Source organism: Cognatiyoonia sp. (assembly GCF_965661665.1).
Lineage (GTDB): Bacteria > Pseudomonadota > Alphaproteobacteria > Rhodobacterales > Rhodobacteraceae > Cognatiyoonia.
This window is the reverse complement of the sequence record NZ_CBFIEO010000003.1, coordinates 118,788-132,607: the sequence shown is the minus strand read 5'-3', so window position 1 is coordinate 132,607 and position 13,820 is coordinate 118,788. Positions and strand designations below refer to the sequence as shown.

Below are 13,820 nucleotides of genomic sequence, written 5' to 3'. Positions count from 1 at the left end.
CTCACAAAAGTAGTCTGTGCCTCAGTCTCCAACGCGGCGAGGTCCGTGCCGTCCGGCAAATCGACACGGTAGTTGGTGTCAAACAGTGTGCCTTCAACGATCAAGCCGGAATTGGCTAGATCGGTTGTTCTGACAATACTGCGCGGTCCCAACCCGAACCCTCCGCTGGCATTGTCAGGGTAGCGGTCCAAAAAGGCGGAGAACACAAAGTCCTGCGTGCCTAGCCGGAATGTGTCACCTGGCGTCAGGCCCAACCTGTCCGCCAAAACCCGTTCCATGACCCCACCAGGGAGGGTGCCGTTGCCATCAAGCGCATCGGCCAACGGAAGGTTGGGATCAAGCGACACAGAGCCAATAAGGGGATAGAGGTCGTCAACCGCGCGGACCTGTGTCAGGCTCCGCTCCGCCCCGTCATCGCGGGGTACTACAAGCATGGAGCGGAAATCGACCGTTTCACTGACAGCGTCGCCAACTTTTGACAGCCAAGCTTTTTCGGCCTCGGTGGCAAAGCGGTAGGTAAAGGTCGCCTCCGCATCGCCGCCGAGGAGGGCAGATCCTGCTTCCTCCAAACCCGCCTCAATGCTCGCGCGGACGGTGCCGACAGCGGCAATCGCTGCGACACCCAGCGCCAGACACGCCAGAAATACGCGGAACCCATGAAGCCCACCGCGCAACTCACGTTTCGCAAATCGCCATGCGAGGGACAGGCTCATGCGGCCGCTTTCTGTGTGTCGATCCGTCCATCGCGCAACCGCACGATACGGTCACAGCGCGCCGCTAGTTCATGAGAGTGCGTGACTATAATCAAGGTCGCGCCATGCCGGTCTCGCAAACCAAAGAGCAAATCCATAATCGCGTTGCCGTTTGTTGCGTCCAGATTGCCGGTCGGCTCATCGGCCAGAAGCAGTTTGGGACGTGGCGCAGAGGCGCGGGCAAGGGCCACGCGCTGTTGCTCCCCGCCCGACATTTGGCTTGGATAGTGATCGGCGCGATCGGCCAGACCAATCGCCTCCAGTTCTGCTTCGGCACGGTCAAATGCGTCCCTATGACCCGCCAGTTCTAGCGGTGTGGCAATATTTTCAAGCGCCGTCATCGTCGGGATCAGGTGGAAAGATTGGAACACCACCCCCATATTGTTCCTACGAAAGAGCGCGAGTTGGTCTTCGCTCATTTTGGTCAGATCCTGAGCCAAAACCGTAATGGTTCCAGTGGTGGCGCTCTCCAAGCCGCCCATCAACATAAGGAGAGATGACTTGCCAGACCCACTTGGCCCAATCAGCCCAAGCGTTTCACCGGGCGCCACGTCGAGTGTGATGTCATGCAAGATGTCCACGCGGCCAGCGTTGCCATCCAGCGAAAGTGATGCACCCTTGAGGGAGAGTACAGGATCAGCCATACAAAATACCTTTCATTGCGGCGATACCCCTCGATATGGAGCTGGTGGCAGCCTTCGCAAGTTCATCGCCGCGCTTCTCTTGACGGCTGGCGCTGCGCAGGCGGAGCCTGTGACGATCGCGGCGCTCGGGGACAGCCTGACAGCGGGCTACGGTCTGAGTGCTGAGACGGGCTTCGTTTCGCAACTGCAAGCGTGGCTCGATGCCGCTGGTGCGGATGTTGTTGTGATCAACGCGGGTGTTTCCGGTGATACGACGGCAGGTGGCCTGTCCCGTGCCGCTTGGACCCTGACGCCGGAGGTTGACGCCATGATCGTAGCACTTGGCGCCAACGATTACCTCCGCGCGCTCGACCCAGTAGCAGCGCGGACGAACCTCGCTGGGATTTTGGATGCGGGCGTGCAAGCTGACGTCGACATGCTCCTCATCGGGATGGAGGTCGGATCGAACTATGGACCGGATTATAAGGCAGAGTTTGACGCAATCTTCCCTGAGTTGGCGGAAGATTACGCCATTCCTCTTTACCCAGACTGGTTCACTGGATTGCGGGATGCGGTAGGTGATCAGGCATCATTCACCCAATACATGCAGGGCGATGGGCTTCATCCAAACGCCGAAGGGGTGTCGCTGATCGTCGAAGCGATGGGGCCGGCCATTCTTGATTTGATCGCACGGGCGGAGCGCTGATCGTATGCCGGGTCGCTTCTTTCTCCTGCGTGAGCATAGCGAGATTGGGCAAGCCCTTGGGATTGACGATGTGCCAACGGGCATCCCTCGACACAATATCGCACCGGGGCAGGATGTGCTGACCATCACTGCGCAGGGCGCGCAGATGATGCGCTGGGGCATGATCCCTGTTGGTCGCAAGAATGCGCGCGGCAGACCAGTGATGGAGACAATCGTTAATGCCAGATCAGAAACCGTCTTCGACAAATCAGCCTACGACGGCGTGCAGCGGGTCGTGGTGCCTATGGACGGGTGGTATGAATGGATCGGTGAGGCCCGGAAGAAAACCGCTTGGTCAATTCGACCTAAAGACGGCTCAATGCTGTTTTTTGCTGCGATCTTCGATGTGTGGCAGGCACCGGGTGGGAGAGAGTTGCATCAAGTTGCCACTGTCACGTGCGAACCGTCCGCCGACGTTCGGAATATTCACCACCGTATGGGTGTGCTGCTTACTGCCGAGCAGGTTCCTGATTGGCTTCAGGGCGACAAGTCCACAGCAGATGCGCTTATGAGGCCATTTCCTGACGGCACGCTTATCGTCGATGAAGTCAACGATGTTGACTGGATCGCCCCCTAGACTTGGGTATCATCCGGTGGTGTAGCTAATTTGGAAAGGAATAGATTATGTCAGTTGCGAAGGTCACAGAAATTATTTCGTAATCCAAAAAGTCATTTGATGACGCCTTTAAAAACGGGATTGAGCGCGCTTCCAAAACACTCAAAGGGATCAGCAGCGCGTGGGTTTCAGATCAGAAAGGCACTGTGAAGGACGGCAAGATTGATGAATACCGTGTTGTTTTGAAAGTCACCTTCGTTCTGGACGACTAAACAAACCGTTGGTTTGAGCACTGTGAGGTGCTCGAACTCATCTCCCCCACTCATGAGTGAAGCTTGCGCCTAAGTGCGTATGCACAGGTTAGTTGCGTGCTGTACGGCTATCTGGGTAGAGCGCGGTTGCCAAGATGAGCGTCACCAAAATTCCAGTCAGTGAATAAGCACCGACGCCGCCGATAAACGACACTTGCCCATCAACATACAATCCAAATGCGGTGATGAAGCCCGAGAGCGCGCTTATTAGTGTTTTGCCTAGCGACATAGGCCCTCCGAAGCCTGTGAGGTAACCAAACACTGGATAGATTAATTTGTTACTAACTGAGAGACGCTTAGGAAATAAACGAAGGTTGGCAATCATTTTTTGTCGCGAACCGCTCAAGAACTCAGCGCAAAATGGAAAATTTTGATCGCCAACTGGCCAAAATGCCTCTTTTGGCGTTTTGAGTTCTTTGCTGCGGAGCAACGCAAATATGCGCGCTGTCAAATTCTGCAACCAAAGCGGTAGCGACGGTCAAAGCAGCAAAATCAACCAAAGACACAAGATAAAGCCTTCAGAGGGGAATCTGCCCCAAGATGAGCCCCATTGTCACAGCATTGACCACAACTGAATTTGCCCATTGCGGGTACGCCGCTGTGCATTTAGGCAATCGCAAACTTGAAGCGAACGCAGCCACTCGGTGCCAACTAGATTGGCTGCGAAATACTCAATTACCGCACGAATTTCTTATGTTTCATGCGCTTAGGTTCCAATGCATCCGCACCCAAACGTCGCTTTTTGTCTTCTTCGTAGTCCTCAAAGTTCCCTTGGAACCACTCAACATGTGCGTTGCCCTCAAACGCAAGAATATGCGTGCAAATCCGGTCGAGGAAAAAACGGTCGTGAGAGATCACGACGGCGCATCCGGCAAAGGTTGTCAGAGCATCTTCAAGCGCACGCAGCGTTTCCACATCAAGGTCGTTCGTCGGTTCGTCGAGCAACAAGACGTTGCCGCCAGACTTCAGCAGTTTTGCCATGTGGACGCGGTTGCGCTCCCCCCCCGACAGCACACCAACTTTTTTCTGCTGATCGCCACCTTTGAAGTTGAAGGCGGAGCAATAGGCACGCGAATTCATTTGGGCATCGCCCAATTCGATGATTTCTGCGCCGCCTGTGATCTCTTCCCAGACAGTTGATTCGGCGTTCAGCGCATCGCGCGACTGATCGACGTAGGCGAGTTCCACAGTGTCGCCATAGGACACTGACCCCTCATCGGGTTCCAACTGACCTGTCAGCATGGAAAACAGTGTCGACTTACCCGCACCGTTCGGGCCGATCACACCGACGATCCCGCCCGGCGGCAGATCAAAGCTCAAGCCTTCAATCAAGAGCTTGTCACCCATCGCTTTCTTCAGCCCCTCAACCTCGATCACTTTCGAGCCTAGTCGCGGGCCATTTGGAATGATGATCTGGGCGCGGCCTACTTTTTCACGCTCGGACTGGTTCGCGAGGTCGTTATAGGCAGAGATACGGGCTTTCGATTTCGCCTGACGTGCCTTCGCGCCCTGACGCATCCATTCAAGCTCCCGCTCCAAGGTGCGCTGACGGGATTTATCTTCTTTGGCCTCTTGCTCAAGCCGCTTCGCTTTCGCTTCAAGCCAGCTCGAATAATTGCCCTCATGCGGGATGCCGGAGCCGCGATCCAACTCCAAAATCCAGCCCGTGATGGCATCAAGGAAATAGCGGTCGTGGGTGACGATCAGGCACGTACCTTTGTAGTCGATCAGGTGCTGTTGTAACCATGCGATTGTTTCGGCGTCCAAGTGGTTTGTTGGTTCGTCGAGCAGCAGCATATCAGGCGCTTCGAGCAGCAGTTTACACAGAGCGACACGGCGTTTTTCACCACCCGAAAGCGTTTCAACATTCGCGTCATCCGGTGGACAGCGGAGCGCCTCCATCGAAACGTCGATTTGCGCATCAAGATCCCAAAGGTTTTGCGCGTCAATCTCATCCTGGAGCTTCGCCATCTCATCGGCGGTTTCTTCGGAATAGTTCATGGCGAGCTCATTGTAGCGATCAAGGACCGCTTTCTTCTCTGCCACGCCCAACATCACATTCTCACGGACGCTCAGACTTGCGTCGAGCTCTGGCTCCTGCGGCAGATAGCCGACCTTAGCCCCCTCGGCGGCCCAAGCCTCACCTGAGAATTCTTTGTCTTGTCCGGCCATGATCCGCATCAATGTGGATTTACCGGTGCCGTTCACGCCAACCACACCGATCTTCACACCCGGTAAGAAGTTCAGCCGGATATTCTCGAACACCTTTTTCCCGCCCGGATAGGTCTTTGACACGCCATCCATGAAATAGACGAACTGATAGCTGGCCATACGGCATCCCCTTCACGACTTGCTTTCGCGCTTCATAACGATGTGGTGACATATCGGCAATCTGGTTCCATCACCTGATTTAGGGGTTTTCGCCCGGCATGGGCCTGTTAAGTTTGTCGGTACGTTGAGCTGAATGGCTGAAGGGAGCAGGGATAGGTGCAGGGGTTTCCCGTTGCAAAGAAAGGGCAGGTCGTTGGCCTGTTGGGGGGATCGTTCGATCCGCCGCATGCGGGCCATGTCCACATCAGCAAGACTGCTCTGACACGTTTTGAATTAGACCAACTCTGGTGGCTCGTCTCCCCCGGCAATCCCTTGAAGAAGCGGGGCCCAGCGCCGCTTAAGGAACGCATGCAAGCCTGCCGCGCGATGGTGAAACACCCGAAGGTGCAAGTGACGGATATCGAGGTGCGTTTACAGACCCGCTTTACCGCTGAAACCATTCAAAAACTGGTTCGACGTTATCCTGGGGTTCGGTTCGTCTGGTTGATGGGGGCTGACAATCTGGATCAGTTTGACCGCTGGCAAGACTGGCAATGGATTATTGAAACGGTGCCCATTGGCGTCATGGCACGCCCGGGGGATCGGATTTCTGCGCGCATGTCGAGAGCGGCGCGTGTTTACCGTCAGCATAAGCTGTCGGGGCGTGCGGCCAGTGTTTTGGGCCAGCAAGAGGCCCCAAGCTGGTGCTTTATCAATATGCCGATGTCGGATGCCTCTTCAACCGCAATCAGGGAGCGCGGTGAATGGCAAAGCTGACCAGACGGGCGGTCTTAGCCAGCGGTGCCTCGGCTTTCGCAACCGCTGCGGTCGCCGACGCGCCTCTTTCGTCCTTGCGCCCGATCGGTCGCCCGATTGAACAGCCGCCAAAACCCGTCTCCGACCTGCGCCCAAGGTCACGCCCCGACACCCGTCAATATATCGAGAATGCGCCGATCAAAGGTGACATAGGGTTCGCCGTCGCAGATGTGCAAACCGGCGAAATTCTGGAGGCGATTGATGGAGATTTATCCCTCCCGCCCGCAAGTGTCGCAAAAGCGGTCACAGGGCTTTATGCACTGAAATCACTCGGCGGCGGGTTCCAATACAAGACGCGCCTTATCGCGGATGGTCCAATTTCGAACGGCATCCTGAACGGTGATTTGATCCTCGCGGGCGGCGGCGACCCGCAGTTGCAGACCGACGATGTTGCCGAGCTTGCTCAAATGCTGAAAGAGACGGGCATTCGGGAGGTGCGCGGGGACTTTTTGGTCTGGGGCGGGGCGCTCAAACGGGTGGAGGAGATTGATCCAGAACAGAAAGACCACCTTGGTTACAATCCCGCCGTCGCTGGCTTAAATCTCAACTTCAACCGCGTCCATTTTGAGTGGAAGCAAAACGGCGATGACTATGATATCACGATGGATGCGCGCAGTGCCTCCTATCGTGCGGATGTGACGGTCTCCCGCATGCGCGTCGTTGAGCGGCCCGCGCCCGTATATCAATACCGCGACCTTGGGGCATTTGATGATTGGTCTGTGGCCAAAGGGGCGCTGGGTGATTTCGGTTCACGCTGGCTACCGGTTCGTGAGCCGGCGTTGTACGTCGGCGACGTCTTCCAGACCTTCGCGCGGTCGCAAGGGATCGTACTCAAACCCGCAAAACTGAGCGCTGCAGTCCCATCCGGCACAACCCTTGCAACATTGGTCAGCCTGCCCATGCGCGACGTGGTGCGCAGTATGCTGCGGTATTCGACCAATATCACGGCGGAAGCGTGCGGGATGACCGCGACGAACCGTCGAACCGGCCAAAACCGCAATTTGCAAACCTCCGCCCTGAACATGTCGCAGTGGTGTTTGCGTCAGTCAGGCGCCGCACCGCGCTTTGTCGATCACTCAGGACTTGGTGACGCGTCGCGCATCACCGCGACCGAAATGGTGCTCGTGCTGACCAGCAAAGGAGCGTTCGAAACGCTCCACCCCGTTCTCAGGGATGTCCGAATGGTGACAGAAAACCGCGATGACCTGTCCAATTTTCAGGGTTTGGTTCGCGCCAAAACGGGCACGCTTAACTTCGTCAATTCGCTGGCTGGTTATATCAGAACTGCAGGCGGCAGGGATCTGGCATTTGCATTCTTCGCCGCTGATCTAAAGGCCCGCGAAGCAGGGAAACTTAGTGGCAATGACCGCCCACGCGGGGCGCTCACCTATGCCAACCGCGCGCGGTGGCTTCAACAGCAATTGATCCAATATTGGGCGCGAACAGGCGACGCCTAGACGGTCATGTGCCGCGCCCGCGCGCCGCGTTCGATCGCAGCGGCATGCAGGCGGTCGAGGTCAAGTTCGTAACGGATTTCTTCCAACATCCGCGCTTCTGGGCCGTAAATTGAACCGTCCGCCGCAGCCACATCACAGGCCAAAGCGTAGGCGGTCTCATACAGGCGATCAGGTAAGGCATCACGGACAAGGCCAAATAATGCCTCTAGCCCGTCTTCTTGCTCAAAAAGATCGAAAAGCATCTGCGACATATTCGGAAGCCGCTCCGAGTCGTAGCCAGCAAAGACCGGGAGGTGGTTGACCGCGTTGTTGATCTTCACCAACTCTGCCGTCCGAATATTCTCATCTGACGCAGAAACCGTAATCATCAGGGCAATCAGCGCGTCCTGCGCCGTCAGGGGCGTATCAATGGTCATAAACAATCCTTCATCTTCACCTTTTACATTTATTGACCCTGCCGCCTCCTCGCAATAGGGAGTGCGGGTTCTGTCGCGGCATTCCGCGATCCTATCTGAGAGACAGCAAAATGAGCACTTTGCGCGATGCAGCGATGAATTCGAAGGCCTGGCCCTTTGTAGAGGCGCGCGCTTTGCTCAAACGTTATGAAAATGCGCCGCCGGAGAAGGGCTATGTTCTCTTTGAGACCGGCTATGGGCCTTCGGGTTTGCCACACATCGGAACATTCGGTGAGGTGCTCCGCACGACTATGATCCGCCGTGCGTTTGAGGTGATCTCGGACATTCCAACGAAACTGATCTGTTTCTCTGACGATCTAGATGGCATGCGCAAAGTACCGAGCAACGTGCCGCAGCAAGAGATGCTGGCTGAACATATGCACCGTCCTCTGACGTCTGTGCCAGACCCATTCGGCACGCACGAAAGCTTTGGCCACCACAATAACGCGATGCTTCGCCGGTTCCTCGACACATTTGGGTTTGAGTATGAGTTCTACTCCGCTCGCGAGTTCTATCGTTCTGGCCAATTCGACGGCGTGCTGAAGCGCGCCGCTGAACGTTATGATGACGTGATGAAGGTGATGCTGAAATCACTGCGCGAAGAACGCGCAGCAACCTATTCGATTTTCCTACCAATCCATCCAGAAACGGGCCGCGTACTCTACGTGCCAATGAAGCATGTCGATAATGTCAACCACACTGTCACGTTCGACGATGACGACGGCAAGGAATGGACGCTGCCCGTCACCGGCGGCAACGTCAAACTTCAATGGAAGCCGGATTTTGGTGCGCGCTGGGCCGCGCTCGACGTAGATTTTGAGATGTACGGCAAAGAGCACGCGACCAACACCGCGATCTATGACCGTATTTGTGAGATTTTGGGCGGCAAGAAACCGAACCATTTCTCTTACGAACTTTTCTTGGATGAGAAAGGCCAAAAGATTTCGAAGTCATCTGGCAATGGCATCTCTATCAACGAATGGCTGTCCTATGCGTCAACCGAAAGCTTGTCGTACTTCATGTATCAGAAGCCAAAGACGGCAAAGCGGATGCATTTCGATGTAATCCCAAAGGCCGTGGACGAATACCATCAACAGCTGCGCGCCTATGCTGATCAGGATGAGGCGGCCCGGATGAACAATCCTGTCTTTCACATCCACGGGCAAAATGTGCCTGCGTCCGATATGGTCGTGCCGTTTGCCATGCTGCTCAATCTGGCATCCGTTTCCGGCGCGGAAGTCAAGGATACGCTTTGGGGCTTTATCCAGCGTTACGCGCCCGAGGCATCGGCTGAAAAGAACCCGCAGATGGATCAGGCCGCTGGTTTCGCTGTGCGCTACTACAACGACTTCGTGAAACCGACAAAGGTCTTCCGTGCGCCAACCGATCAGGAACGCGCGGCAATGGAGGACTTGGTCACGCGCCTCAAATCATGGGATGGCTGTCTTGATGCGGAAGAGCTGCAATCAATGGTCTTCGCCGTTGGTAAAGAGCATGAGTTCGACCCCCTCCGCGCATGGTTTACTGCGCTCTATGAGGTGCTGCTTGGGGCATCACAAGGCCCGCGTTTCGGCGGCTTCATCGCGCTCTACGGGATCGACGAAACGATCGCATTGATCGAAGGTCGCCTCTCCGCCGCTTGACCTTAGGATAATAAAAGTCAAACCATTTGGGTCTTTCCTGCGTATGAAGAGCACGAGGGAATAACAAACGGGGAGACGGCAATGAAATTCTTTGGACTTATCATCGGCTTGGTGATGATGGCCTCCTCCGCTTTCGCGCAGTCGGAAGCGGCGATTGAGGATGTGATTGGCAGCCAATTGCAGGCTTTCAATGACCGCGACATTGAAAATGCGTTCCAATATGCCGCGCCGAATATTCAAGGCATGTTCGGCAACCCGCAGAACTTTGGCATGATGGTGCAGCGCGGCTACCCAATGGTGTGGAGTAACCGCGACGTTCGCTTTCTGGAACTTCAAGACCGCGGCATGGTACAAATCCAGCGTTTGATGCTGCGTGACATGACGGGCGGCATCCACGTGCTGGAATATCAGATGATCCATACGGCCGATGGCTGGCGCATCGCGGGCGTGCAGATTGTGCCCTCACCAGACGTTGGGGCCTAAGGGCACCGTCATGGTCCTCCAAAGAGACGTTTACCATTGGTCTAGTAGACCGTTTCGCGATTGAAACGGGCGGCTGCACGCTGGGCCAGACCCTTCGTTGATGCACTGCCATCACGAACGGGTCCTTGTGAATAAAGCGATTACTGACGGGCTGGTATTGATGCCTTTGCCGTTCGCGGCGGGGCTTGGCGTGTGGTCAAGCGGCGATGGCACTCCTAAAGAATCTTGTCCGGCGCCACACCGGCATCTTCCAAAACATCGCGCAAGACGGTGGCTTCGGCTGGAGGATGGTCCCCGACGCCACCGCAGGCGATGACCCATGACGCCGGCCGCGCTTTCCAAACCTCGGCCGCGTGTAAGCGCCGCCGCTTCAAAGCGGGCGATGGGCCATCGGCCCAATTGGCGGCTCCCAAGATCAGAATTGTGCTCATACCTTTGAGCTATTGCACTTCCCGCAGCCTAAAAAGGTTCAAATTCCTCGACCCATTGTCAAAAAACTCTCAACCCCAACGGAAATTTGTCGATTTTCTTTACAAAGAGCGTGGATATACATCCGCATTGACTTGGCAAAGCAATCGAATTGCTCATGATGCATGGCGGAGGAGGTCGCACGCGACCGGTCACACTGTGGCGAAGCAACACCAAGGGGAGTTCACCATGTCATCCGATACGACATATCCACCATCCAGCGCGATGGCCGCAGGCGCACATGCCGATAAAACCAAGTATGATGAGATGTACGCGCAATCGATCTCCGACCCTGAAGGGTTTTGGCGGGAGCATGGCCAACGCGTCGACTGGATGAAACCCTATTCCAAGGTGAAAGACGTCAGCTTCGCGCCCGGCAACATCAGCATCAATTGGTTTGAAGACGGTAGCTTGAATGTCGCCGCCAACTGCATCGACCGCCATCTAGCCGAGCGCGGGGATCAGACCGCGATCATTTGGGAGCCGGACAACCCGAACGATGACGCCAAGCACATTACTTACAAAGAGCTTCACCACGACGTCTGCAAATTCTCCAACGTTTTGAAAGAATTGGGTGTTGGTAAAGGCGATCGTGTTGTCATCTACATGCCTATGATCCCGCAAGCGGCCTACGCGATGCTCGCCTGTGCGCGTATCGGTGCCATCCACTCCGTCGTTTTCGCAGGCTTCTCCGCAGACGCACTTGCCGCGCGTGTGAACGGATCTGAGGCGAAGGTTGTGATCACTGCCGATGAAGCGCCGCGCGGTGGCCGAAACACGCCGCTCAAAACCAATGCAGACGCCGCGTTCCAGAAGATCGAGGTCGACAGCAAAATGCTCGTCGTGCGTCGCACTGGCTGCGATGTGCCGATGACAGGCGGCCGCGACTTCTGGCTGCATGAGGTTGAGGCAACCGTCAGCGCTGACTGTCCACCGGAAGAGATGAACGCGGAAGACCCGCTTTTCATTCTCTACACATCGGGTTCAACCGGTATGCCCAAAGGTGTCGTGCATACGACAGGCGGGTACATCGTTTACGCCTCCATGACGCATCAATACACGTTCGATTATCACGATGGCGACATCTTTTGGTGCACCGCAGACGTGGGCTGGGTCACGGGCCACAGCTACATTGTCTATGGTCCGCTCGCCAACGGGGCGACGACGTTAATGTTTGAAGGCGTGCCAACCTACCCAGATGCAGGTCGCTTCTGGTCAGTGTGTGAGAAGCACAAGGTAAACCAATTCTACACCGCCCCGACCGCAATTCGCGCGCTGATGGGGCAGGGGGACGAGTGGGTCACAAAGTACGACCTGAGCGATCTAAAAGTCCTCGGAACGGTCGGTGAACCCATCAATCCAGAAGCGTGGAATTGGTATCATGAAGTTGTTGGCGGCGGAAACGTCCCGATTGTCGACACATGGTGGCAGACAGAAACCGGCGGTCATCTGTTGACCCCGCTGCCCGGTGCCACAACGACCAAACCCGGCTCTGCAACCCTTCCCTTCTTCGGCATTCAGCCGGTCATTCTTGAGCCAACCTCCGGCGAGGAAATTCATGAGACATCCGCCGAAGGCGTGCTCTGCATGAAAGACAGCTGGCCCTCGCAAATGCGCACCGTCTGGGGTGATCATCAGCGGTTCGAGAAGACCTATTTCGCCGACTACAAGAATTACTACTTCACAGGTGACGGCTGCCGTCGTGATGAGGATGGGTACTACTGGATCACTGGTCGCGTTGACGACGTCATCAACGTCTCAGGCCACCGCATGGGCACGGCAGAGGTGGAAAGCGCCCTTGTCGCGCATCCGAAAGTCGCTGAAAGCGCTGTCGTTGGCTACCCGCATGACATCAAAGGGCAGGGCATCTACGCTTATGTGACCTTGATGGGTGGGGAGGAACCGTCGGAAGAGCTGCGCAAGGAACTCGAAACCTGGGTTCGTTCGGAAATCGGCCCCATCGCCAAACCGGACCTCATCCAATGGGCGCCGGGCCTGCCAAAAACCCGCTCTGGCAAGATCATGCGCCGCATCCTGCGCAAGATTGCAGAGGGTGATTTTGGCGCGCTTGGCGATACCTCGACCTTGGCAGATCCATCCGTTGTCGATGACTTGATCGAGCACCGAATGAACCGCAGCTAAGCGGATTGGGCCCACTGTCTAGGTGGGCCCGCTTTTCAAACACGGCTTGAGCACGGACCGGCCGCAAAGGCTGGTCCTGTCGTGATTCGCGGTTGCTCAGTCGTTTTCGGCCGCTCTGACTGCCTGTTCACCGCACTGTTGCCAAAAATTACCGCAATTTCCCCATATCTTGTCGGTTATTTCAAAGAGCCTCCAAATCGGCCATTTGCCGCTAGGTCAACTTGACTCCGTCCTTGCTATTGTTTGACGTCAGAGCTGATGAGTCCAATGTCTCAGGAGGTAAAGGGTTCCTCTGGATATTTGACAGCCGCCAGATAAAGACCATCTGGCGGGCAAACGGGGCCGCAGGCGGCGCGATCCCGTGCTTCGAGCGCGGTCTTCACGTCCTCTGGCTCCCATGCGCCGGCGCCTACGCGCTCCAATGTACCAACAAAGCTGCGCACTTGGTTGTGGAGGAAGGATCGCGCGCGCACGGTGAACTCAAAAAGTTGACCGGATGCTGTCTCTTGCTCGGTAATGCTTAGCTCATCTAAGGTGCGTTCAGGGCTGTCCGCCTGACAGATGGAGGAGCGGAAGGTCGTGAAGTCATGGCGGCCCAGCAAATGCGCCGCCGCACGCTGCATCGCATCCAAATCAAGCGTGTGGTTCACGCGCCATTGCGTCCTAGCCTCAAAGGTTAATGGTGCGCGGCGACTGACCAATTTGAACAAATAGCGCCGTTCGACCGCTGAGAATCTGGCGTGCCAGTCGTCTGAGACGCGGGCACAGTCGATGATCGCAACAGGGTTCGGCTTCAAATGATAATTGAGCGCTTCCATCAATCGAAACGCATCCCAGTCCTTCGCCAGATCGCAATGTGCCACTTGCCCGGTCGCATGGACGCCAGCATCGGTCCGCCCGGCTGCTGCGATGGTGTGCTCACCCGGCTCCAGCTTCGCCAAAGCCGCTTCAATCGCGCCCTGTACTGTCGGCAGCGCGGGCTGTCTCTGCCAGCCGGAAAAGGGCTGGCCATTGTACTCAATTTTCAAGGCAAAACGCCGCATGGATGCGGCTTTAGGG

14 protein-coding genes and 1 pseudogene are annotated in these 13,820 nt (G+C 56.2%); 8 read left to right on the top strand and 7 right to left on the bottom strand.

All coding sequences use genetic code 11. The annotated features are described in order from the left end of the window. Positions 1-713: ABC transporter permease (locus ACTF5F_RS03175; RefSeq protein ID WP_438955428.1), on the bottom strand; the 713-nt coding region annotated here is incomplete at its 3' end. After that, positions 710-1,396 carry an ABC transporter ATP-binding protein gene (locus ACTF5F_RS03170; protein WP_438955427.1) on the bottom strand — a complete coding sequence of 229 codons (687 nt, stop codon included), beginning with the start codon at positions 1,394-1,396 and terminating at the stop codon, positions 710-712. The genes ACTF5F_RS03170 and ACTF5F_RS03175, both read right to left, overlap by 4 nt. Positions 1,397-1,475: 79 nt before the next feature. Here ACTF5F_RS03170 and ACTF5F_RS03165 point away from each other — a divergent pair, with 79 nt between their 5' ends. From ACTF5F_RS03165 to ACTF5F_RS03155, 3 genes and pseudogenes are all read left to right on the top strand, one after another. After that, positions 1,476-2,081, top strand: a complete 606-nt coding sequence (locus ACTF5F_RS03165) for an arylesterase (RefSeq protein ID WP_438955426.1) — start codon at positions 1,476-1,478, stop codon at positions 2,079-2,081. Between the two features lie 4 nt (positions 2,082-2,085). Further along, positions 2,086-2,697: an SOS response-associated peptidase gene (locus tag ACTF5F_RS03160; protein ID WP_438955425.1), complete on the top strand. Its 612-nt coding sequence runs from the start codon at positions 2,086-2,088 to the stop codon at positions 2,695-2,697. A gap of 95 nt (positions 2,698-2,792) precedes the next feature. Further along, positions 2,793-2,948: pseudogene (locus tag ACTF5F_RS03155) on the top strand (dodecin family protein); the annotation flags it as partial. Positions 2,949-3,036: 88 nt separating this feature from the next. Here ACTF5F_RS03155 and ACTF5F_RS03150 read toward each other — a convergent pair. Then, positions 3,037-3,438 carry a hypothetical protein gene (locus ACTF5F_RS03150; protein WP_438955424.1) on the bottom strand — a complete coding sequence of 134 codons (402 nt, stop codon included), beginning with the start codon at positions 3,436-3,438 and terminating at the stop codon, positions 3,037-3,039. Between the two features lie 224 nt (positions 3,439-3,662). Next, on the bottom strand, positions 3,663-5,318 hold the full coding sequence (gene ettA, locus ACTF5F_RS03145; protein ID WP_438955423.1) for an energy-dependent translational throttle protein EttA: 1,656 nt from the start codon (positions 5,316-5,318) through the stop codon (positions 3,663-3,665). Between the two features lie 156 nt (positions 5,319-5,474). On the opposite strand from ettA, the gene ACTF5F_RS03140 reads away from it, so the two are divergent. Further along, positions 5,475-6,074, top strand: coding sequence for a nicotinate-nucleotide adenylyltransferase (locus ACTF5F_RS03140; RefSeq protein ID WP_438955422.1), 600 nt, complete (start codon positions 5,475-5,477; stop codon positions 6,072-6,074). Next, complete coding sequence (dacB, locus tag ACTF5F_RS03135; RefSeq protein WP_438955421.1) at positions 6,062-7,570, top strand: D-alanyl-D-alanine carboxypeptidase/D-alanyl-D-alanine endopeptidase; 1,509 nt, start codon at positions 6,062-6,064, stop codon at positions 7,568-7,570. Before ACTF5F_RS03140 ends, dacB begins: the two co-directional genes overlap by 13 nt. Here the strand turns inward: dacB and ACTF5F_RS03130 are convergent. Further along, entirely contained in the window at positions 7,567-7,986 is a 420-nt protein-coding gene (locus ACTF5F_RS03130; RefSeq protein ID WP_438955420.1) for a tellurite resistance TerB family protein, read from the bottom strand. The genes dacB and ACTF5F_RS03130 overlap by 4 nt on opposite strands. Before the next feature lie 110 nt (positions 7,987-8,096). Between ACTF5F_RS03130 and ACTF5F_RS03125 the strand changes: the two genes are divergently transcribed. Next, complete coding sequence (locus ACTF5F_RS03125) at positions 8,097-9,668, top strand: lysine--tRNA ligase (protein WP_438955419.1); 1,572 nt, start codon at positions 8,097-8,099, stop codon at positions 9,666-9,668. Positions 9,669-9,749: 81 nt separating this feature from the next. Then, a complete protein-coding gene (locus ACTF5F_RS03120; RefSeq protein WP_438955418.1) occupies positions 9,750-10,151 on the top strand; it encodes a DUF4864 domain-containing protein in 402 nt (133 codons plus the stop codon). A gap of 215 nt (positions 10,152-10,366) precedes the next feature. Here the strand turns inward: ACTF5F_RS03120 and ACTF5F_RS03115 are convergent, their stop codons facing one another. After that, the gene (locus tag ACTF5F_RS03115) at positions 10,367-10,582 is read right to left on the bottom strand and encodes a YdcF family protein (protein WP_438955417.1); all 216 of its coding nucleotides are present in this window, start codon (positions 10,580-10,582) and stop codon (positions 10,367-10,369) included. Positions 10,583-10,808: 226 nt separating this feature from the next. Here ACTF5F_RS03115 and acs point away from each other — a divergent pair, with 226 nt between their 5' ends. Further along, the gene (gene acs, locus ACTF5F_RS03110) at positions 10,809-12,761 is read left to right on the top strand and encodes an acetate--CoA ligase (RefSeq protein WP_438955416.1); all 1,953 of its coding nucleotides are present in this window, start codon (positions 10,809-10,811) and stop codon (positions 12,759-12,761) included. 272 nt (positions 12,762-13,033) lie between these two features. On the opposite strand, the gene truA is transcribed toward acs, so the two are convergent. After that, a complete protein-coding gene (gene truA / locus ACTF5F_RS03105) occupies positions 13,034-13,804 on the bottom strand; it encodes a tRNA pseudouridine(38-40) synthase TruA (protein WP_438955460.1) in 771 nt (256 codons plus the stop codon). Between the last annotated feature and the right edge of the window lie 16 nt (positions 13,805-13,820).